At 69.3% G+C, this 19,453-nt stretch carries 21 protein-coding genes and 1 pseudogene; 10 read left to right on the top strand and 12 right to left on the bottom strand.

Annotation, left to right across the window (positions count from 1 at the left end):
* Positions 1–29 precede the first annotated feature (29 nt).
* Positions 30–1,043 carry a GGDEF domain-containing protein gene (locus JOY88_RS01850; RefSeq protein ID WP_293499871.1) on the bottom strand — a complete coding sequence of 338 codons (1,014 nt, stop codon included), beginning with the start codon at positions 1,041–1,043 and terminating at the stop codon, positions 30–32.
* A gap of 214 nt (positions 1,044–1,257) precedes the next feature.
* Here JOY88_RS01850 and JOY88_RS01845 point away from each other — a divergent pair, with 214 nt between their 5' ends.
* The 4 genes from JOY88_RS01845 to JOY88_RS01830 all read left to right on the top strand — a co-directional run bounded on the left by JOY88_RS01845 (position 1,258) and on the right by JOY88_RS01830 (position 3,745).
* The gene (locus JOY88_RS01845; RefSeq protein WP_293499869.1) at positions 1,258–2,478 is read left to right on the top strand and encodes a BaiN/RdsA family NAD(P)/FAD-dependent oxidoreductase; all 1,221 of its coding nucleotides are present in this window, start codon (positions 1,258–1,260) and stop codon (positions 2,476–2,478) included.
* Positions 2,479–2,633: 155 nt separating this feature from the next.
* The gene (rpsU, locus tag JOY88_RS01840) at positions 2,634–2,846 is read left to right on the top strand and encodes a 30S ribosomal protein S21 (protein WP_293499867.1); all 213 of its coding nucleotides are present in this window, start codon (positions 2,634–2,636) and stop codon (positions 2,844–2,846) included.
* A gap of 97 nt (positions 2,847–2,943) precedes the next feature.
* Positions 2,944–3,390 (top strand): GatB/YqeY domain-containing protein, encoded by a 447-nt coding sequence (locus JOY88_RS01835; protein ID WP_293499865.1) that lies wholly within the window; start codon positions 2,944–2,946, stop codon positions 3,388–3,390.
* A 10-nt stretch (positions 3,391–3,400) separates the two neighbouring features.
* On the top strand, positions 3,401–3,745 hold the full coding sequence (locus tag JOY88_RS01830) for a protein tyrosine phosphatase family protein (protein ID WP_293499863.1): 345 nt from the start codon (positions 3,401–3,403) through the stop codon (positions 3,743–3,745).
* On the opposite strand, the gene JOY88_RS01825 is transcribed toward JOY88_RS01830, so the two are convergent.
* From JOY88_RS01825 to pmbA, 6 genes are all read right to left on the bottom strand, one after another.
* Positions 3,742–4,461 (bottom strand): ABC transporter ATP-binding protein, encoded by a 720-nt coding sequence (locus tag JOY88_RS01825; RefSeq protein ID WP_293499861.1) that lies wholly within the window; start codon positions 4,459–4,461, stop codon positions 3,742–3,744. The genes JOY88_RS01830 and JOY88_RS01825 overlap by 4 nt on opposite strands.
* Positions 4,454–5,215, bottom strand: coding sequence for an ABC transporter ATP-binding protein (locus JOY88_RS01820; protein ID WP_293499859.1), 762 nt, complete (start codon positions 5,213–5,215; stop codon positions 4,454–4,456). Before JOY88_RS01820 ends, JOY88_RS01825 begins: the two co-directional genes overlap by 8 nt.
* Positions 5,216–5,217: 2 nt before the next feature.
* The gene (locus JOY88_RS01815) at positions 5,218–6,087 is read right to left on the bottom strand and encodes a branched-chain amino acid ABC transporter permease (protein ID WP_293499857.1); all 870 of its coding nucleotides are present in this window, start codon (positions 6,085–6,087) and stop codon (positions 5,218–5,220) included.
* Positions 6,087–6,968, bottom strand: a complete 882-nt coding sequence (locus JOY88_RS01810; protein ID WP_293499855.1) for a branched-chain amino acid ABC transporter permease — start codon at positions 6,966–6,968, stop codon at positions 6,087–6,089. The genes JOY88_RS01815 and JOY88_RS01810 overlap by 1 nt, the downstream gene beginning before the upstream one ends.
* Before the next feature lie 66 nt (positions 6,969–7,034).
* Entirely contained in the window at positions 7,035–8,195 is a 1,161-nt protein-coding gene (locus JOY88_RS01805; protein ID WP_524539173.1) for an ABC transporter substrate-binding protein, read from the bottom strand.
* Positions 8,196–8,235: 40 nt separating this feature from the next.
* Entirely contained in the window at positions 8,236–9,603 is a 1,368-nt protein-coding gene (pmbA, locus tag JOY88_RS01800; RefSeq protein WP_293499851.1) for a metalloprotease PmbA, read from the bottom strand.
* Between the two features lie 58 nt (positions 9,604–9,661).
* On the opposite strand from pmbA, the gene yjgA reads away from it, so the two are divergent.
* Together yjgA and mog are read left to right on the top strand one after the other, a co-directional pair.
* Positions 9,662–10,198 (top strand): ribosome biogenesis factor YjgA, encoded by a 537-nt coding sequence (gene yjgA, locus JOY88_RS01795; RefSeq protein ID WP_293499849.1) that lies wholly within the window; start codon positions 9,662–9,664, stop codon positions 10,196–10,198.
* Positions 10,191–10,757: a molybdopterin adenylyltransferase gene (gene mog, locus JOY88_RS01790; protein WP_293499847.1), complete on the top strand. Its 567-nt coding sequence runs from the start codon at positions 10,191–10,193 to the stop codon at positions 10,755–10,757. The genes yjgA and mog overlap by 8 nt, the downstream gene beginning before the upstream one ends.
* Here mog and JOY88_RS01785 read toward each other — a convergent pair.
* The 3 genes from JOY88_RS01785 to JOY88_RS01775 all read right to left on the bottom strand — a co-directional run bounded on the left by JOY88_RS01785 (position 10,754) and on the right by JOY88_RS01775 (position 15,675).
* Entirely contained in the window at positions 10,754–13,999 is a 3,246-nt protein-coding gene (locus JOY88_RS01785; protein WP_293499845.1) for a ligand-binding sensor domain-containing diguanylate cyclase, read from the bottom strand. The genes mog and JOY88_RS01785 overlap by 4 nt on opposite strands.
* A 121-nt stretch (positions 14,000–14,120) precedes the next feature.
* Positions 14,121–14,897, bottom strand: coding sequence for a serine O-acetyltransferase (cysE, locus tag JOY88_RS01780; protein ID WP_293499843.1), 777 nt, complete (start codon positions 14,895–14,897; stop codon positions 14,121–14,123).
* A gap of 40 nt (positions 14,898–14,937) precedes the next feature.
* A complete protein-coding gene (locus tag JOY88_RS01775; RefSeq protein WP_293499841.1) occupies positions 14,938–15,675 on the bottom strand; it encodes an RNA methyltransferase in 738 nt (245 codons plus the stop codon).
* Positions 15,676–15,772: 97 nt separating this feature from the next.
* Between JOY88_RS01775 and JOY88_RS01770 the strand changes: the two genes are divergently transcribed.
* The 4 genes and pseudogenes from JOY88_RS01770 to JOY88_RS01755 all read left to right on the top strand — a co-directional run bounded on the left by JOY88_RS01770 (position 15,773) and on the right by JOY88_RS01755 (position 17,929).
* Positions 15,773–16,717 (top strand): inositol monophosphatase family protein, encoded by a 945-nt coding sequence (locus JOY88_RS01770; RefSeq protein WP_293499839.1) that lies wholly within the window; start codon positions 15,773–15,775, stop codon positions 16,715–16,717.
* A gap of 225 nt (positions 16,718–16,942) precedes the next feature.
* The gene (locus tag JOY88_RS01765; protein WP_293499837.1) at positions 16,943–17,257 is read left to right on the top strand and encodes an energy transducer TonB; all 315 of its coding nucleotides are present in this window, start codon (positions 16,943–16,945) and stop codon (positions 17,255–17,257) included.
* A gap of 361 nt (positions 17,258–17,618) precedes the next feature.
* Positions 17,619–17,768 (top strand): annotated as a pseudogene (locus JOY88_RS01760) (AbrB/MazE/SpoVT family DNA-binding domain-containing protein); the annotation flags it as partial.
* 20 nt (positions 17,769–17,788) lie between these two features.
* Positions 17,789–17,929 (top strand): hypothetical protein, encoded by a 141-nt coding sequence (locus JOY88_RS01755; protein ID WP_293499835.1) that lies wholly within the window; start codon positions 17,789–17,791, stop codon positions 17,927–17,929.
* A 151-nt stretch (positions 17,930–18,080) separates the two neighbouring features.
* Here the strand turns inward: JOY88_RS01755 and JOY88_RS01750 are convergent, their stop codons facing one another.
* Together JOY88_RS01750 and JOY88_RS01745 are read right to left on the bottom strand one after the other, a co-directional pair.
* Complete coding sequence (locus JOY88_RS01750; RefSeq protein ID WP_293499833.1) at positions 18,081–18,344, bottom strand: hypothetical protein; 264 nt, start codon at positions 18,342–18,344, stop codon at positions 18,081–18,083.
* Between the two features lie 8 nt (positions 18,345–18,352).
* A complete protein-coding gene (locus JOY88_RS01745) occupies positions 18,353–19,414 on the bottom strand; it encodes a hypothetical protein (RefSeq protein ID WP_293499831.1) in 1,062 nt (353 codons plus the stop codon).
* Positions 19,415–19,453: the final 39 nt, after the last annotated feature.

Genomic DNA, 19,453 nt, shown 5'->3' with positions numbered 1-19,453 from the left:
TTGTAGGAATGCCGCCACCTAAACCCGCGCTAGCCGAAGGCGATGGACGCCAGCACGACCTGGTTGCCGCCGCGGCGCTGGGCCTCGTGCACGGCGGCCTCGCTGGCCAGCATCAGCTCGTCCTGGCGTGAGGCCGTGTGCGGGAAGCTGGACACCCCCATGGAGATCGACAGGCCCAGGTCCTGGCCGTTGAGCACGACGATCTGGGCCGCGCATTGCCGGCGCAACTGCTCCATGCGCGCATGGGCCGTCGCCAGGCCCACTCCCGACAGCAGCACGGCAAAGCGCTGGGCGCCGATGCGGCAGGCCGAGTCCATGGCCCGCGTGTTGGCGCGCAGCATGCGGCCTATGCCTTCGAGCAGGCGCTGCTGTGCGTCCTCGCCCAGGTCTGCGACGACGGGCGACGCATCCAGCGCGATGACGACCAGGGCAAACTCGCGATGCTCGCGCGAGGACAGGTCGATCTCGCGCAGCAGTTGGTCGTCGAACTGCGCACGCATGTACAGGCCCGAAACCTCATCGCGGCCCGAACCCTGCTGCAGCTCGCGGCGGATCTGCTCGATGGCGCTCTGCTGCTGCTCGATCTGGGCCAACGCGCGCTGCAGATGCGCCTCGCGGTGGCGCTCCTCGGTGCGCTCATGCCAGACGGCAAGCAGGAAGTCGGCCCCCAGGGCCAGCCGCGTGACGCTGAACTCGCGCCGGCGGCCGTTGATCTCCAGCTTGTGCTCGCTGACGACGGGGAAGCGCTGGGCCATGACGGTCTGTTCGACGCGGCGCAGCGCCGTCGTCTCGTCGGGCTTGAGCAGTTCGGCATCGGCATGGCCGACGATGGCCTCGCACTCGAACATCTGGGCCAGGCCGGCGCTCGCAAACACGTAGCGCCCGGTGGCCACGGCCTTGATGGCGGCCTGGCTGCCCAGCGGCTCGATCAACGCCACCAGACCGGCCAACGCCTCGCTGCCGAGCTCGGCATGTCCAGCCAGCCAATGCGCCAGGCTGCCGGGTTGCGGCTCCATCGCTGTCTGGTCGGCAGTCATGTCCATGGAATCGTTTTTGATGCGATCGTGCACTCGCGGCCCAAACCGCGACGCGCCCTGGGTGTCAAGGGAATGTAGTAGGGCAAAAGAGACGCCAGCAAGGCCGGACCACCCCACGAATCGGGACTCCCCCCTAGAAGCCCACTTCAATGCCCGGCTCGAATCCTACCGAGTTTCGGGGCACCCACCCACGACAATGCCGCCCATTCACGGGAGGCGTATGCAGGGATTCGATGCGGTGGTGGTGGGCGCGGGGGCGGCAGGCCTGTTCTGCGCGGGTCGGGCCGGCCAGCTCGGGCTCAAGGTGCTGCTGATCGACCACGCGCCCAAGCTCGCCGAAAAGATTCGCATCTCGGGCGGCGGGCGGTGCAATTTCACGAATCGCGAGGCCGGGCCGGCCAATTTCCTGTCCGAGAACCCGGCCTTCTGCCGCTCGGCCCTGGCCCGCTACACGCCGCAGGACTTCATCAAGCTGGTGCAGAGCCACGGCATCGCTTTCCACGAGAAGCACAAGGGCCAGCTGTTCTGCGACGACTCCAGCGAGCAGATCATCCAGATGCTGCTCAGGGAATGCGAGGCGGGCGGCGTCACGCGCTGGCAGCCCTGCACGGTGGCCGACGTGCGCCCGCTGGCCGAGGGCGGCTTCGAGCTGGACACCAGCCAGGGGCCGGTGCGCGCGCCGCGCGTGGTCGTCGCGACCGGCGGCCTGCCGGTACCCAAGATAGGCGCCAGCGACTGGGGCCTGCGCCTGGCCAAGCGCTTCGGGCATGCCATCGTCGAACCCCGCCCGGCGCTGGTGCCGCTGACCTTCGACGCCCAAGCCTGGGCACCCTTTGCCGCGCTGGCCGGGCTGTCGCTGCCGGTCGAGGTGGCCTGCGGCGCCGGCAAGACGCGGGGGCGCTTCCTGGAAGACCTGCTGTTCACGCACCGCGGCCTCAGCGGGCCGGCCATCCTGCAGATCTCCAGCTACCGCACTGCCGCCGACCAGCCGCTGCAGATCAACCTGGCGCCGGAGCTGAAGCTCGACCAGGAACTCGTCGAGGCCAAGGCCACATCGCGCCGCCAACTGGGCAACGAGCTGGCGGCACGGCTGCCGCAGCGCCTGGCCTCCGCCTGGCTGGAGCGCGCCGGCCTGGACGTGGCCCGACCGCTGCCGGAATGCCGCGACGCCGATCTGCAACGCCTGGGCCGCAGCGTGCACGACTGGGCGCTGATGCCCAATGGCGACGAGGGCTGGCGCAAGGCCGAGGTCATGCGCGGCGGCGTCTCCACCCGCGACCTCAGCTCGCAGACGCTGGAAAGCAAGCATCTGCCCGGCCTGTATTTCATCGGCGAGGTCGTTGATGTGACAGGCTGGCTGGGGGGCTACAACTTCCAGTGGGCGTGGGCCAGCGCGGCCGCCTGCGCCGAGGCCCTGGCGGCCGCCCCAGTCACCGCCTGAGCAAATCTTGGCAAGTCCTTGATTTCCCGGCTACAATCCCCGGCTTTGCTGGCAAACCCCGCGCGTCGATTCGCAGGCATCTGTAGTTGATGCAGCAATCCGGAACCTGCTGCTGAACCCAGCCGCGAACACCGAGCGCAATCTGAAGGAATTACATGACCACCATCCGCGTCAAGGAAAACGAGCCGTTCGACGTCGCCCTGCGCCGTTTCAAGCGCACCATCGAGAAGCTGGGCCTGCTGACCGAGCTGCGCGCTCGCGAGTTCTACGAGAAGCCCACCGCCGCGCGCAAGCGCAAGAAGGCTGCCGCCGTGAAGCGCCACTACAAGCGTGTGCGCAGCATGCAGCTGCCGAAGAAGCTGTACTGATCGTCTCTGACGCGACCCGGAGCTTCGGCTCCGGTTGACCCGAAACCCGCCACAGGACGCTGTCGCGGGTTTTTGTCTTTTCGAACCGGATGTCCCCATGAGCCTGAAAGACCGCATCACCGAAGACATGAAGGCCGCGATGCGCGCCAAGGAAGCCGACCGTCTGCTGACCATCCGCGGCCTGCTGGCCGCCGTCAAGCAAAAAGAGGTGGACGAGCGCATCACCGTCGACGACGCCGCCCTCGTGGCCATCGTCGACAAGCTCATCAAGCAGCGCAAGGACTCGATCTCCCAGTTCGCCGCCGCCGGCCGCGACGACCTCGTCGCCAAGGAAAGCGCCGAGCTGGCCGTGCTGCAGGTCTACCTGCCCGAGCGCCTGTCGGCCGAGGCCGTGGCCGAGAAGGTCGCCGCCATCGTGGCCGAGCTGGGTGCCAGCGGCCCGGGCGACATGGGCAAGGTGATGGCCGCCGCCAAAACCCAGCTGGGCGGCGTGGCCGAGATGAGCACGGTGTCGGCCGCCGTCAAGGCCGCGCTGGCCAAGTAAGGAGGTTGCGATGAGCCTGCCCCTGCAAGCGCTGACACCCGATGTCTGCGTCGCCCCGCAGCTGACGCCCGAGGCCATGGCCGAAGCCGCGGCCCTGGGCTTCAAGAGCGTCGTCAACAACCGCCCCGACTTCGAGCATGGGCCGGACCAGCCGACCTCGGCAGCCATTCAGGCTGCGGCCGAGGCCGCGGGCCTGGAGTACCGCCACCTGCCGGTGGCGGGCGGCTACCAGTCGCCCGAGGAGATCGCCGCCTTTGCCGATCTGCTGGCGACGCTGCCGCGGCCGCTGCTGTGCTTCTGCCGCTCCGGCGCGCGCTCGACCCGGCTGTTCGTGCAGGCGCAGCAGCTGGGCTAATGGCCTAGATAGGCGGCCTGCACGCGCGGGTCGCCCAGCAGATCGGTGCCGCTGCCCTGCAGCACCACGCGGCCGCTCTCCAGCACATAGGCGCGCTGCGCCAGCTTCAGCGCCTGCTTCACGTTCTGCTCGACGAGGAAGATGGTCAACCCCTCGGCGTTGATTGCCTTCAGCGTGCGGAAGATGTCCTGCACGATGATGGGCGCGAGGCCCATCGATGGCTCGTCCAGCAACAGCAGCCGCGGCCGAGCCATCAGCGCGCGGCCTATGGCCAGCATCTGCTGCTCGCCGCCGGACAGGCTGCCGGCCAGTTGCGCGGCGCGCTCGGCCAGGCGCGGGAACAGCGAATAGACACGGTCGATGTCGCGCGCGCGCGCCGCCGCGCCGTCGCGGCGCGTGTAGGCGCCCAACTCCAGGTTCTCGCGCACGCTCAGCGTCGTCAGCGTCGCCCTGCCCTCCGCCACCTGCACGAGGCCGTCGCCGACGATGCGATGCGGCGCCGCACCGGAGATGTCGCGGCCGTCGAACAGCACCCGGCCCGCCGCCTTCTTCACGAGGCCGGACAAGGCCATCAGCGTGGTCGACTTGCCGGCGCCGTTGGCGCCCACCAGCGTCGTGATCTCGCCGGCCGCGAGGTCCAGGTCGATGCCGCGCACGGCCTCCACATGACCGTAGTTGACGGCCAGGCCGCGCACGCTCAGCAGAGGTTCATTCATCGTCGTCGCGCCCCAGGTAGGCCTCGATGACCTGCGGGTCGTTGCGCACCTCGTCGGGCCCGCCCTGGGCGATGATGCGGCCGAAGTTCAGCACGGCGATGTGCTCGCACAGGCCCATGACAAAGCGCATGTCGTGCTCGATCATGAAGAGGGTGTAGCCGCGCGCCTGGATGTTGCGGATCTCCTCCATCAGCTCGGCCTTCTCGGCGCCGTTCATGCCGGCCACCGGCTCGTCCAGCAGCAGCAGCTTGGGCTCGGTGGCCAGCGCGCGTGCCAGCTCCAGCTTGCGCTGCTCGCCGTAGCTGAGGTTGTCGGCGATGTCGTCGGCCTTGTGCTCCAGCTTCATCCACGACAGCAGCTCGCGCGCCCGCTCACGGGCGGCACGCTCGGCGGTGCGGAAACCCGGCAGGCGCAGCAGCATCCCGGCCGGACCATAGCCCAGCCGGCCGTGCATGCCGACGATGACGTTCTCCAGCAGCGTCATCTCCTTGAACACGCGGATGTTCTGGAAGGTGCGCGCGATGCCACCCGTCGTGATGCGGTGCGGCTTGCGGCCGACCAGGCTCGCGCCGTCGAACAGGATGTCTCCCGAGGTCGGTGGCAGCAGGCCCGTGATCAGGTTGACCACCGTGGTCTTGCCCGCGCCGTTGGGGCCGATCAGGCCGAAGATGCCGCCGGTCGGCACCTCGAAGCTGACGTCCTGCAGCACCTTGAGGCCGCCGAAATGGCGCGAGACGGATTGCAGCTTCAGCATGCTCAGCTCCGCCGGCTCGGCAACGCGCGCCACAGCGCGGAAAACCGCGCCGGGTCCCACAGACCGCGCGGCAGGAACAGCACGATGACGACCAGGATCAGGCCGTTGAAGACGTTGCGAAAGTCCGCCAGCCCGCGCAGCAGCTCGGGCAGCAGCGTCAGGATGATGGCGCCGGAGATCGGGCCCATCAGGCCGTTGATGCCGCCCAGGATGGTCATGGTCAGGATCTCGACGCCACGGTCGAAGCCGTATTCGTTGGGACCGATGAAGAAGGTCAGGTGTGCGTTCAGCGCGCCGGCCAGGCCGGCCAGCATCGCGCCCAGCACGAAGGCCAGCATCTTGTGCGCATTGACGTCGATGCCCATCAGCCCGGCCGCCGTCTCGTCGAGCTTGATGGCCTCGAAGGCGCGCCCGACCTTGGAGCGGCGCAGCAGCCCGAGCACCAGGCAGGCCAAGCCCAATGCCAGCGCGACATGCCACCACTCAGTCTGCTGCGGGATGCCGTTCAGGCCCAGCGCGCCGCCGGTCCAGTCCTCGGTGTTGAGGATGAAGATGCGCACCACCTCGCCGAAGGCCAGAGTCGCCATCGCCAGATAGACGCCAGACAGCCGCAGCGTGGGCCCGCCGATCACGAAGGCCACCAGCGCCGGCGCCGCCATGCCCCCGGCCAGCGCGAGCGGGAACGGCGCCCCGGCACTCATCGTCAGCAGCGCGGCCGCATAGGCGCCTATGCCCATGAAGGCCGCGTTGGCCATCGCCAGCATGCCGCAGGAAAGCGTCAGGTAGATGGACAGGGCCAGCAGCGAGTTGGTGCCCAGGGTCAGCACCAGGTTGCTGTAGACGGCCCAGAAGCTGTCGAAACTCTCGGCCATCACACTTTTCGCTCGTTGGTGGTGCCGAACAGGCCCTTGGGCCGCAGCAGCAGCACGGCGAACAGCAGGCCGAAGCCGACGGCGTCGCGCATCGTCGAGCCGATGTAGGCCACCGACAGCACCTCCGCGAAGCCGAGGAACAGCCCCGCCAGCATCGCGCCGCGGATGTCACCCATGCCACCAAGGATGATGACGGCAATGCCCTTGTGCAGGATGGGCTGGCCCATCAGCGGGAACAGCGCGTTGGAGTACAGGCCGATCAGCACGCCGGCCACGCCGCCCAGGCCGGCGGCAAAGAAGCTGGTCAGCATGAAGAGCCCGCCGACGTTGATGCCCAGCAGCGCCGCAGCCTTGGGCGACTCGGCGATGGCCCGCAGCGCCCGGCCCAGCTGCGTGCCGCGCAGCACCAGCAGCAGCAAGGCCATCAGGCAGAAGGACAGCACGATGATGCCCAGCTCCAGCACCGTCACGTGCAGGCCGGCGAGGGTCAGCGCATCATGCGGCAGCACCTCGGCCGGGAAGCGCAGGTTCTCGGCGCCGAAAAGGCCCTGGGCCAGGCTGTTGAGCGCGATGGCCAGGCCTATGGTGGCGATCATCGGGATCAGGTGCGGCGCATTGCGAGCCCGAAGCGGCCGCAGCACCAGCTGGTCGATGACCAGCCCCAGCAGGCCCGACGCGAGAAAGGCCACGGCCAGCGCGCCGGCCAGCGGCAGATTCAGCTTGAGGACGGCCTGAAGCGCCGCGTAGGCACCCACCATGAAGACGGCGCCGTGCGACAGGTTGACAACGCCCAGCACGCCGAACACCAGCGTGAAGCCGAGCGCGAACAGCGCATAGACGCTGCCGAGCGAGAGGGCGTTGAAGAGTTGCTGTTCGAGCACGTCGGAACCTGCGCAAAAGACCAGACCCGCGGTGGAGCTCCGCGGGCCGCAGCGGCTGGCGCCGCCTTACTTCTCTATGGCGTAGCGGCCACCCTTGGTGACGCTGACGATGGCGGTCTGGTCGGCGTCGTAACCGGCCGGCTTGCCGGCCTTGTCCAGCGCGCGGCGGAAGGCGAAGCCGCCGGTCGCGCCGGTCCACTTCACATCCGGCAGCGCATTGCGCAGCGCGGCGCGGTCCTTGGCGAGGTCGCCGCTGAGCTTGATCTTCTTCAGTGCCTGGGCCGTGATGTGCATCGCGTCATAGGCCTGCGCCGCGAACTGGTCGGGCGCCGACTTGTGCTGCTTGGTGTAGGCGACGATGAAGGCGCCGTTCTCCTTGGTCTGGTTCTCGATGGACCAGGGGGAGCCTATCCACAGGCCGTCGGACGCGCCCTTGGCCAGCTCGAACACCTTGACCGAATTCATGCCGTTGCCGCCGATGACCGGCACGTTCAGGCCCAGCTGACGGGCCTGCACCATGATGGGCGCGCCCTCGGCGATCAGCGCGGACAGCACCACCGCATCGGGACTGCTCGCCTTGATCTTGGTGAGCTGGGCCTTGAAGTCCACGTCGCCCTTGGCGAAAGTCTCGGTCGACGTGACGGTGATCTTCTGCGCGTCCAGGGCCTTCTTGAAGTTGTCGTAGCCGCTCTTCGTGAAGACGTCGTCATTGCCGTACAGCACGGCGACCTTCTTGATGCCCAGCTTCTTGACCGCAGTGGACAGCGTGACCGGCAGCACGTCGGCCTCGGTGACCGAGTTGCGGAACACATGGTCGCCGATGGACGTGATGCCGTCAGCCGTGTTGGACGTGCCGAACACCACCGTCTTGGCTGCCTGCGCGATCGGGTCGGCGGCCTGGGCGGAGTTGGACAGCGTGGGGCCGAACAGCATCAGCACCTTGTCCTGAAAGATCAGCTTCTTGAAGGCGTTGATCGCCTCTTCCTTCTTGCCCTGCTCGTCCTCGACGACCAACACCAGCTTGTTGCCATTGATGCCGCCGGCCGCATTGATCTCGTCGGCGGCCAGCTGGAAACCGTTGCGGATGCTCTGGCCATACTGCGCCGCGCCACCCGACAGCGCCTCGGCGACGCCGAGCTTGATGTCGGCGGCATGGGCCGCGCCGGCCAGCAGCGCAAAGGCGGTCGCGACGCCCAGGGCGAGCGGCTTCAACGTGCAACGGATCATTGGCAGGTCTCCAGGTTTTGGCAGGTTTTTTTGATGATAGTCAGTTGCCGGCCAGCTTCATGCCGGTGACGAGCATGGAGCCGACGGTCTTGGTGCCCATCGTGTACTCGTCGGCGCCGATGCCGACGATGTTCTGCAGCATGTCCTTCAAGTTGCCGGCAATGGTCACTTCATGAACCGGGTAGGCAATCTCGCCGTTCTCCACCCAGTAGCCGCTGGCGCCGCGCGAGTAGTCGCCGGTCACGTAGTTGACGCCCTGCCCCATCAACTCGGTGACGAGCAGGCCGCGGCCCATTCGCTTCACCATGGTCGGGAGGTCGTCGCCTGGCGCCGTCGCACGGCTGCTCATGCGCAGGTTGTGCGAACCGCCGGCATGGCCCGTGGTCTGCATGCCCAGCTTGCGCGCCGAGTAGCTGGACAGGAAGTAGCCCTGCAGCACGCCGCCCTGCACGACGGAGCGGGCGCGCGTGACGACGCCCTCGTCGTCGAAGGGCGAACTGCCCTTGCCCTTCCTCACATGCGGATCCTCGGCGATGTCGACATGCGGCGCCGTCACCGGCTGGCCCAGGCTGTCGAGCAGGAAACTGGTGCGCCGGTACAGCGCGCCGCCGCTGGTGGCCTGCACCAGCGCGCCCAGCAGACCGATGGCGACCGTGCTCTCGAACAAGACCGGCACCTCGGCCGTGGCGACCTTGCGCGCCTTCAGGCGCGACAGCGCACGCTCGGCGGCATAGCGGCCCACGGCCTCCGCCGACGCGAGGTCGGCCGCGTCGCGCATGGAGCTGTACCAGGCGTCGCGCTGCATGTCGTTGCCGCGGCCGGCGATGGGCGCGACCGAGATGGAATGTCGCGAGCTGGCATAGCCGCCACGAAAGCCCCGCGTGTTGCCCATCCAGAAATGCGACTGCTGGGCCGACACGGCCGCGCCCTCGCTGTTGGTGATGCGGCGGTCCACGCCCAGTGCCGCGGCCTCGCAGCGCAGCGCGATCTCTGCTGCCTGGGCCGCGTCGACGGCCCAGGGATGGAAGAGGTCCAGTTCGGGTCGCGCCGCCGCATCCAGCGCCAGGTCGGCGGCTTCGGGAAGGCCGGCGAACTCGTCTTCGGCCGTGAAGCGGGCGATGTCGTAGGCCGCGCGCACCGTATCGCGGATGGCCTGCGGCGAGAAGTCAGACGTGCTGGCATTGCCGCGGCGCTGGCCCAGGTAGACCGAGATGCCCAGCGACTTGTCGCGGTTGCGCTCCACGTTCTCCAGCTTGCCCAGGCGGGCCGAAACCGACAGGCCGCAGCCTTCGGACACCTCCGCGCCAGCGTCGCTCGCGCCGAGCTTCCTGGCCTCGGCGAGAGCGTCCTCGATCCACTGCTGGAATTGTTCTGGGCTGTAGGCGAAACCGTCTTGGGCGTGGGACATGAAGAGCGCTGAATTCGTGTGGGCGACAATCATAGGACTCGCCTGAACACGGCCACCAATGCTAGAAAACATCCCCGAATTCGAAGACGACGACGACTTCGACCGCCCCAGCAAGTCCCAGATGAAGCGCGACATGACCGCGCTGCAGAAGCTGGGCGAAGAGCTGCTGGCCCTGCCCGAGAGCCGCTGGGAGCCGCTGGCCCTGCCAGAGATCCTGTCGGACGCGCTGAAGGCCGCCAAGAAGATCACCAACTTCGAGGGCAAGCGCCGGCAGATGCAGTACATCGGCAAGCTGATGCGCAAGATCGATCCCGAGCCCATCCGGGAGGCCGTCGCCACCTTCAAGCTGGGCCATGCGCAGGACAGCTTGAAGCTGCACCAGTCCGAGCGCTGGCGCGAGCGCCTGCTGGCCGGCGACGACGCGCTGCAGGAGTTCCTCGCTGCCCATGCCGACGTCGACATCCAGCAGTTGCGCAGCCTCGTGCGCGCCGCACGCAAGGACGCCGCCAACGCGCCCGAGAAGCGCAGCGGCCGCGCCTACCGCGAGCTGTTCCAGTTCATCAAGGCCAGCGAGGCGGCGGACGACGATGAGTGACCCGGTCCGCATCGGCATTGTCTCCATCAGCGACCGCGCCTCCAGCGGCGTCTACGAGGACAAGGGCCTGCCCGCGCTCAAGGACTGGCTGACCGGCGCGCTGCACAACCCCATAACGTTCGTGCCGCGGCTGATCCCCGACGAGCAGGCCGGCATCTCGGCCGCGCTGGTCGAGCTAGTCGACACCGAGCGCTGCGACCTCGTGCTGACTACCGGCGGCACCGGTCCTGCACCGCGCGACGTGACACCCGAGGCCACGCTGGCCGTGGCCGACCGCGTGATGCCGGGCTTCGGCGAGCAGATGCGCCAGATCTCGCTGCATTTCGTGCCGACGGCCATCCTGTCACGCCAGGTCGCCGTCATCCGCGGCAAGGCGCTCATCATCAACCTGCCAGGCCAACCCAAGGCCATCGCCGAGACGCTGGCCGGCCACGAAAAGGCCAGCGGCATCTTCGCGGCGGTACCCTACTGCATAGACCTGATCGGCGGCCCCTACCTGGAAACGCGCGACGAGGTCTGCAAGGCCTTCAGGCCCAAGTCCGCGCAGCGGCCGGCCTAACCGACGACCGCATCGGGCTCGGAGGACGAGCCCATTGCGGCGACCACCTCGTCCAGGCCGCGGCTGCTGCTGAGGCCGAAGTCCCCCACGAGGCGCCGGCCCAGGGCGCCGCGCCCGACGGCCGCGTGCACGCCCACCCAGGCATTGCGGCCGGAGCGCTTGGCGGCGTACAGGCCCAGATCGGCCAGGTTGACGACCTGCTGCCAACTGCGCGCCTGGGGCCGCTCCGGCTCGAAGGGCATGCATGCAAAGCCGACCGAGCAGCTGACCGCCAGCTCGCTGCCGTCGTCCAGCGTGAACGGCATGGCGGCGACGACGCTGCGCATGCGCTCGGCGAGCTCCTCGGCGCGCAGGCGGTCGGTGTCGCGAGCGACGGCCAGGAATTCCTCGCCGCCCCAGCGCACCAGGTAGTCGGACTCGCGCAGCACCGAGCGCAGCCGCGCGCCGAACTGCACCAGCACCGCGTCGCCCGCCGCATGGCCATGGCGATCGTTGATGCGCTTGAAGGCATCGATGTCCAGCAGCAGGAAGACGCTGTCTGTGTCCAGCGGCTGCCCGCCCGCGGCCAGCGTCTCCTGCGAGCGGCGCAGGCTGGCCGCCAGGTCCTGCTCGATGTGGTCGCTCAGGAAGCGGCGGTTGTGAAGGCCGGTCAGCGGATCGGTCACGCTGCTCAGCTCCAGCTGCACGGACTTCTCCTCCAGCGCCTGGTGCAGCGCCCGAAGCTCGGCCGTGCGCTCGCGCACCTTGTGTTCCAGCTCCAGCTGGCGGTGACGCAGCAGTCGCGTGCGCACCGCCACCGCCACGGCCAGCAGCAGACCCAGCACCACGGCCAGCATGATGCGGAACCACCAGGTCTGGTGCCAGGCCGCGCCCACCCGCACCGGCAGGGCCAGCTCGCGCTCGCCCCATTGCCCGTCGCGGTTGGAGGCGCGCAGGCGCAGCTTGTAGTTACCGGGCGGCAGATTGGTGTAGGCCGCCAGGCGCCGCGTCGCGTCGGCCGACATCCAGCCGGCGTCAAAGCCCTCGAGCCGGTAGGCGTAGCGGTTGCGCTCCGGCGCGGAGAAGTCGCTGGACGAGAACTCCACCGCCAGGCTGTTGCCGTCGGCCGGCACCTCCAGCGGCGCCCCGCCGCCCGGCGCCAGCGCCACCGACCGGCCGCCGATCTGCACATCCGTCACCAGCACCTGCGGCCGATAGGTCCAGGCCTGCAGCTTCTCGGGCATGACCACCGTCATGCCGCCGGCGCCGCCGAACAGCAGCTCACCGCGCTCGGTGCGCGCCGCGGCGCCTGTCCAGTAGGTCGGGAAAACGACGCCCTCGGCGCGGCGCAGCGCATGCACCGCCAGGGTCCCGGCGTCGATGCGCGCCAGACCGTCATCGGTGCTCGCCCAGACGCGGCCCTGCTGATCCTGCAGCAGCGCGTTGACCGTGCCGTCCGGCAGCCCCTGGGCAACGCCCAGGCGCCGCACCGGCTCGCCGCGGCCCGGCGCCGGCAGCACGTCGATGCCGCCGCCGTAGCTACCAACCCAGAGCCGCCCCTCGTCGTCCAGCATCAGCGCGGTCACGAAGCCGGCCGACAGGCCGCGCGGCCGCGTCGGTCCGGCCGGGTAGCGCACGACGCCGTTGCTGATGGGGTCGACGCGATTCAGGCCGTTGCGCGTGCCGACCCAGAGTTCGCCCGCCGCGCCGCGAGCCAGGACCATGATGCGTTGGTCGGTCAGGCCCGGCGCGGCCGGCACGACCGCCGCGCCGCGACCGCTGGCCAGGTCCAGTCGCCAAAGGCCGTCGAACTGGCCGCCTATCCACAAGCTGTTGCCGTCGGCCAGCAGGGCCCAGGTCGACGCGGCCGGGTCGCGGCCCGCCAGGCCGACGCGCTGCAGCCGGCGGCCCTCGGCGTCGGCCCGGTAGAGGCCGCGCTTGGTGGCGATGAAGACGCTGCCGTCGGCCACCCGCGCCATGGCCAGCACGATGTCCGGCGGCAGCGCGGTCTCGGGGCGGCTGGCGTCGGGGCGCAGGCCCGACACGCGGGCGCCACTGGCGTCGAGAATGTCGATGCCGCTCTTGTGCGTGGCCAGCCACAGCCGCCCGTCAGGCATGGGCAGGATCCAGCTGATCTCGGTGCTGATGAAGCGCGCATCCAGCGCGTCGCCGACGTCGGCCGCCACGCCCAGCCGCGCGAGCACGCCGACCTGGCGCGGGTCGTAGCGGCTCAGGCCGCGGTCGGAGGCCAGCCAGACGAGGCCGGCGCGGTCGCGGTAGAGGGTGCGCAACGCGTTGTCCGCCAGGCTGACGGGCCAGGCCGGCACATGACGGATGCGGCGCGTCTCGCGGCTCTCGATGTCCACGGCCACGGCACCCTGGCCCAGCGTCGCCACCCACATCTCTCCCGGCTGGACCTCCAGCAACCGGGTGATCTGGTTGCTGCCGAACAGGTTGTCCTTGCCGGCCACGCCTGCCTCGCGCACCTCGACGGCGGGCGCTTCGCCCTCGCGACCGAGCACGAAGACACCCTCGTGCAAGCTGCCGACCCAGATCTGCCCGTTCCCGTCCTGGGTCAGGGCCTGGGGCTGCACGACGCGCCCCGGCACCAGCGGCACGGCCTGCAGGGGCGCGCCAGCGGAGGGGCGGCGGAACAGCCCCGCCGCACTGCCGACCCAGAGCTGGCCGCGGCGGTCCAGCAGCACGGTCCAGACCTGGGCGCCGGCGCGCTCGGCCCAGGCACCGGCCACGCTGGCATGCTCGATGTTGCCACTGGCCGGGTCCAGGTGGTCCAGCCCGCCATCGGTGACGATCCACAGCCCGCCGGCGCCATCGTCGGCGATCTGGCGCACGCTGACATGGCTCAGCCCCTGCGGCCCACCCACCGGGACGGCGACGAAGCGGTCGGTCGCCGGGTCACGCCGGAGCAGGCCTGCCGCGCTGGTGCCCACCCAGAGCCGCCCTGCCGCGTCGCCATGCAGGGACTGCACGTAGTTGTCCGGCAGCGCGCCGGGCTGCTCGCCGCCGCTCTTGTAGATCTTGAAGCGGTAGCCGTCCCAGCGCGCCAGGCCGCCCGGCGTGCCCACCCACAGGAAGCCCTCGCCGTCCTCGGCCACCGCCGTGGCGATGGCGCTGGGCAGGCCCTGCTCCTGGCTGAGATGCTGGAAGGTGATGTCGGCCAGCCCGGACCAACGCTTGCCGGCCGGGGCCGCGCCGGCCGTGGCGACGGCGGCCGCCATCGCCAGGCCCAGCAGCCATCGCAAGTCGGAGAAAAGCCGCAGTCGTAACTCGCGCAGAAGCACAACGATCGTCGCCGGGGGCAGGCCGACATGGCCCGGACCCGCGATTCTCATCCAGCTCGCGGCACTCAGCGAACTGCCCGACTCACTTGACGAGTCGATTCATCTCCGCCGCGTCGAAAGTCTCGTCGCGCTGGGCATCGTCGGGCACGCAGTCGCCGACGGGCCGGCCGGCCTGGGTCGAGAGCTTGCAGACCGCGCTCCACAGCAGCGCGATCTGGTGCTCGTGGCCGGAGGCGCTGTCGATGAGGCCACGCATGGCCAGCGCGACCGGGTCGTCGCCCTGGGTCACACCGTAGGCGGAGAACCCCATCCTGGCGGCCGCCTCCTCGCGGGCCTGCTCGCTGGCGGCCTCGATGATGCGGGCCGGGTTGCCCACCGCCGTCGCACCCGCCGGCACCGGCTTGGTCACGACGGCGCCCGAGCCGATGCGCGCGCCCGCACCCACCGTGAAGCCACCCAGCACGCTGGCATTGGCGCCGACGATGACCCCCGGGCCCAGCGTCGGATGGCGCTTGGCGCCCTTGACGAGCGAGGTGCCGCCCAGCGTGACACCCTGGTAGATGGTGCAGCCCTCGCCGATCTCGGCCATCTCGCCGATGACGATGCCCATGCCGTGGTCGATGAAGACCTTGCGGCCGATGCGCGCGCCGGGGTGGATCTCGATGCCGGTCAGCCAGCGGCTCCAGTGCGAGATCCAGCGGCCCAGCCACTTGAAGCCGCGCTGCCAGAACCAGTGGGCGCGGCGATGCAGCATCAGCGCGTGCAGGCCCGGGTAACAGGTCAGCACCTCCCACGCCGACCTGGCGGCCGGATCACGTTCGAGGATGAGGGCGATGTCTTCGCGCAGGCGCTGGAACATGGTGCGGCCAGTGGGGAAAGGCCAGCCAGTGTAGGTGGGGCTACCTTGGGCCTGCTGGGACTGCGGTCTTCTGCATCTGGCGGGCGATGCCGCGCAGGATGTGTACTTCCTCGTTCGTCAGGCCCGCCCGGTTGAACAGCTGGTTGAGCCGCGGCATCAGCTTCTTGGGCGCGGCGGGGTCCAGGTAGCCGATGTCGGTCAGCGCCGCCTGCAGGTGGTCCAGCAGGCCTTGCACGGCGCGGGCGTCGGCGAGCTCGGGGTCGGGCGTGCGGGCCTGCACGCCGAAACCGCCGAGGGCCTGGCGCAGGTCGTAGGCCAGCAGCTGCACGGCCTGGGCGAGGTTGAGCGACCCGTAGTCGGGGTGGGTCGGGATGCTCAGCACCGCATGGCAACGGTAGACGTCCTCGTTGCTCATGCCGTAGCGCTCGGAGCCGAACACCAGAGCGAGCCGCGGCGCGGCCTCGCGGGCGGCCAGCTCGGCGAACAGCGCCCGCGGCTCGCGGGTGGGCGGGCCGAAGTCACGCGGCGTCATCGCGGTGGCGCAGGCGAAGTCCACGTCGTCCAGCGCCTCGGCCAGCGTCGGCACGACGCGGGCGCGGGCCAGGATGTCGGCCGCGCCACTGGCCATGGCGACGGCCTCCTCGTGGCAAAGCACGTCCGCGAAGCGGGGTGCCACGAGGACCAGGTCACCAAAGCCCATCACCTTCATCGCCCGCGCCGCGGCGCCGACGTTGCCGGCATGGCTGGTGTTGATGAGAACGAAACGTGTGGATTCCACGGGTTTGTACGGGGCTGCGGCTAGAATCTCGCCATTATCCGGGGCCTGCCCCGCCGCTCTTTCCTCCTGTCAGCCCCTTCTTCCAGCGAGTGCCCGCATGCAGCAGACGTCTCTCCATCCCATGCTCAATGTCGCCATCAAGGCGGCCCGCGCGGCCGGCGCCATCATGAACCGCGCCTCGCTGGACCTCGAAGCTCTGCGCATCAACACCAAGAGCCCGAACGACTTCGTCACCGAGGTCGACCACGCCTGTGAAGGGGTGATCATCGAGACGCTGCTGGGCGCCTACCCCGACCACGGCATCCTGGCCGAGGAGTCCGGCCGCACCCATGGCGCCAAGCATTCCGAGTTCGTCTGGATCATCGATCCGCTGGACGGCACCACCAATTTCATCCACGGCCTGCCGATGTACTGCGTGTCCATCGCGCTGGCGCACCGCGGCGTCGTGCAGCAGGCCGTCGTCTACGACCCGACGCGCAACGACCTCTTCTACGCCACCAAGGGCCGCGGCGCCTTCCTGAACGACCGCCGCCTGCGCGTGTCCAAGCGCACCCGCATGAGCGATGCGCTGATCGGTACCGGCTTCCCCTTCCGTCGCGGCGACAACTTCAAGCGCTACATGAAGATGTTCGAGGAAGTCATGCAGCAATGCGCCGGCCTGCGCCGCCCGGGCGCCGCCGCGCTGGACCTCTGCTACGTCGCCGCCGGCTACTACGACGCCTTCTTCGAGACCGGCCTGCAGCCCTGGGACGTGGCGGCTGGCTCGCTGATCGTCACCGAGGCCGGCGGCCTGATCGGCAACTTCACCGGCGAGGCCGACTTCCTGCACCAGCGCGAGGTCGTCGCCGGCAACCCCAAGATCTATGCCCAGCTCGTGACGACGCTGGCCCCCTACACCCGCGTCATCAAGGAAGAAGACGCTGCGGCTCCCTCACCGGCCCCCGCGGCCGAGGCCGCACCCGCGGCTGCGCCTGCCGTGCCCAAGAAGCGCGGTCCCGTGCGCATCAAGAAGGACGAGGTCGGCGACGACGCAGCGGCCTGAAGCCCGCCCGCTCCCCAAACCAGCCCTCCTCGCGAGGGCTTTTTTGCGCCCACGCCGTGACGGAGTTGGCAAGGGCGTCGACTACGGGCAAACCCGCGCATCGGGGCGTGACTTATGCACGGCCACCCCCCTTACCCGTGGGGGATCGACTGGCCAGAATACGTTTTGCAACACGGCCCAAAGCCACCTATTCCATCCATCCAAATCGCCGAAAGAAGCCCTCTGATGTTTGCCCGCTCCGCTGTCGCCCTCGCCCTCGTCGCCGCTGCTTCCCTGGCTCACGCCGATGCCAAGATCCTGAAGAAGGTGGCTCCTGAGTACCCCAGCGAGGCGGTCAAGAAGAACATCAACGCCGGCAGCGTGCGCGCCAAGATGACCATCGCCGGCGACGGCAAGGTTTCTGGCGTGGACATCGTCGAGGCCGAACCCAAGCGCATCTTCGATCGCGCCGCCATCGACGCGCTGAGCCAGTGGAAGTTCGAAGGCACCGGCGCCGCCCAGACGCACGAAGTCAAGCTGGTGTTCAAGTCGGAAGACTGAATGTGCACCGAAGGCAGGCTCTGCGGCCTGTCTGACGGCTCATGAGGGGGCAGCCTGCCTGCCATGAGCCAAGCGCCCTGCTGGAGCGGCTGCGCTCGACCAGGAGCCTCTTGAACTACCGCCAGCACAATGCTGGCGGCGCGGCTAAATCCTTCGGGTTCGGCCGACCGGATGGCGGCTCGGTGATCGCTCCTCGCACACGTCGTTGAGACAAAGCCCGAGGGGCTTGGCGCGAAGCAGACTTCGCAAGCAAACCCGCGGAGCTCTTGAAGTGGCAATGCAAATGCATTACCGCTGAAGCTGAACATCCCGGCCGGAGCCACGCCATGCCTGCCATCATGCGACTCGACTCGAGTCGACGCTGACCGACCGCTACCAGACCACCGTGCCTGAGTCGGTGCGCCGGGCGCTGCACCTGGGCAAACGCGACAGGATCCACTACACGATCCGCCCCGACGGTGAGGTCGTACTCACGCGGGCCGCGGCCAGCGATGGCAACGATCCAGCGTTGGCACCTTTGGCGGACGATGAATGGGCGGCGGCAAGCCGCTGGTCGTCAACGGCTGGACCGTTTTTGCCCAGGCGACCCTGGCACTCCAGCACCTCAAGATCGGCAAGCCGGACGTTGGAGCTGCTGACGGACAAAACCACCTCGTGTGCGTGACTGAATGAGCCGCAATCTTTTTGGCACCCGAAGTTGAGTCCACGGCGAATCGCGCCGCGCAGTCATAAGAGGCAGCCAAATTCGCAACGGCTCAGCCTGAGGGCCACAAGCGCTTCAAGGTCAAATGCCCCCCCCAAGCAGCAGCGAGGGCAAACACCATCATTGCGTCCGGTTTTCATCGGCCGCCGCATCCTTGCGAGGACGTCCTGAACGCGGCTTGGCGGGCTTGCACTCCTGCGAATCCGGCGCCGCCAGCGGCGGCCACTCCGTCGGCTTCAGCGCATGCTCGTGCTCTATGGCTGCACCGTTCAACACGCCATCGTTGGAACAGGTGGCATTCACAGGGGCGCAGCCGACGGAAGCGCCCGTCAAGTGCCGGGTACCGAACGGGCCACCGCCCTCTTTGTGCAGTTGCTCTATCAAGGCGTTTTCTACGGCCGCTCGTCGGAGGCTGCCGCATCGAGCAGTCCTGTAGGGCGAACCAGGAACTGATACGACGCCACGCCATCGGCCGCCCGCCCTGGCGGGGCGAACAGCGCGACAAGGACGGCAGCACCCTCGCGCCAGCCCACGCCGGAGCGACCCACGACGGCCAGCCACCAGCGCCCCTCCACCCGCACGGGCAGCACGCGCGGATCGGCGTTGGAGAAGACGGTCAGCATGGCATCCAGCCGCTTCTCATCCGCGCCGAACAGCGGGAACGGTGGGTTCATGTCGCCCACAGCACCGGACTCGGCGAGCGGCGGGTTCAGCGCGGCGGCCACCGCGGCATCCGGCCGGCGGCCGCCGTTGAAGGCCACCTCGTCCAGCGGCCGGTTCGCAGCGCGAGCCAGCTCGTAGGCCTGCGCCAACCGCCGCGCCACCGGCTGGCCGGCCTCGCAGACCCGGCCGCCCGGCGCGCAGAAGCGCTGCGCCGCCGTCATCGCCACCTGCCGCTTCAGCGTGACGCTGCAACGCTGCCCCCAGCCCTGACCCGCCCAGGTCGCGATGCGGTAGTGGAAGTCGGGGCTGGTCATGGACGGCGCACCGCCCACGACGAAGGCCGGCCGGCCCAGCACCTGGAAGAACCCGGCTGAACGGGTCGTGCACAAGTCCCACCCGTCCAGCGAGAAGGGCGGCTCAAGCTGCCGCGAGGGCTGGCCGGGCGGGGCGGCCACCAGCACCAGCGACTGGCAAGTTGCCGTGCCGGCGAACGTCTCAAGCAGGAAGACCGGCGCGCCGGCCAACTGCTGCACGCCCACGACCTGCCCCTCGGACGCCGCGAGCTGCTCACGCCAGCGCGCATCGCGGGCCAGCCCGTCCGCCTGCGCCGAAGGCGCTGCAGCGGGCGCCGGCTTCATCCAGTTCGCCAAGGGGCTGGGTGCTGCCCAGGCGGACGCAGGCGCCCGCCGGGCTTCATCGGCCAGCCGCGTGCACAGCGAGCCCCCGTCATCACCGGCCGCCGTGGCAGCCAGGCCCACCAGCGCCAGGCCGGCCAGCCAATCTCGGTTCATCTCCCTCTCCCGGGCGGATGTCGGCCGCCCCTTAGACTG

The organism is Roseateles sp. (genome assembly GCF_019237615.1).
GTDB lineage: Bacteria > Pseudomonadota > Gammaproteobacteria > Burkholderiales > Burkholderiaceae_C > Pelomonas.
This window is presented reverse-complemented; position numbering and strand designations above follow the sequence as displayed.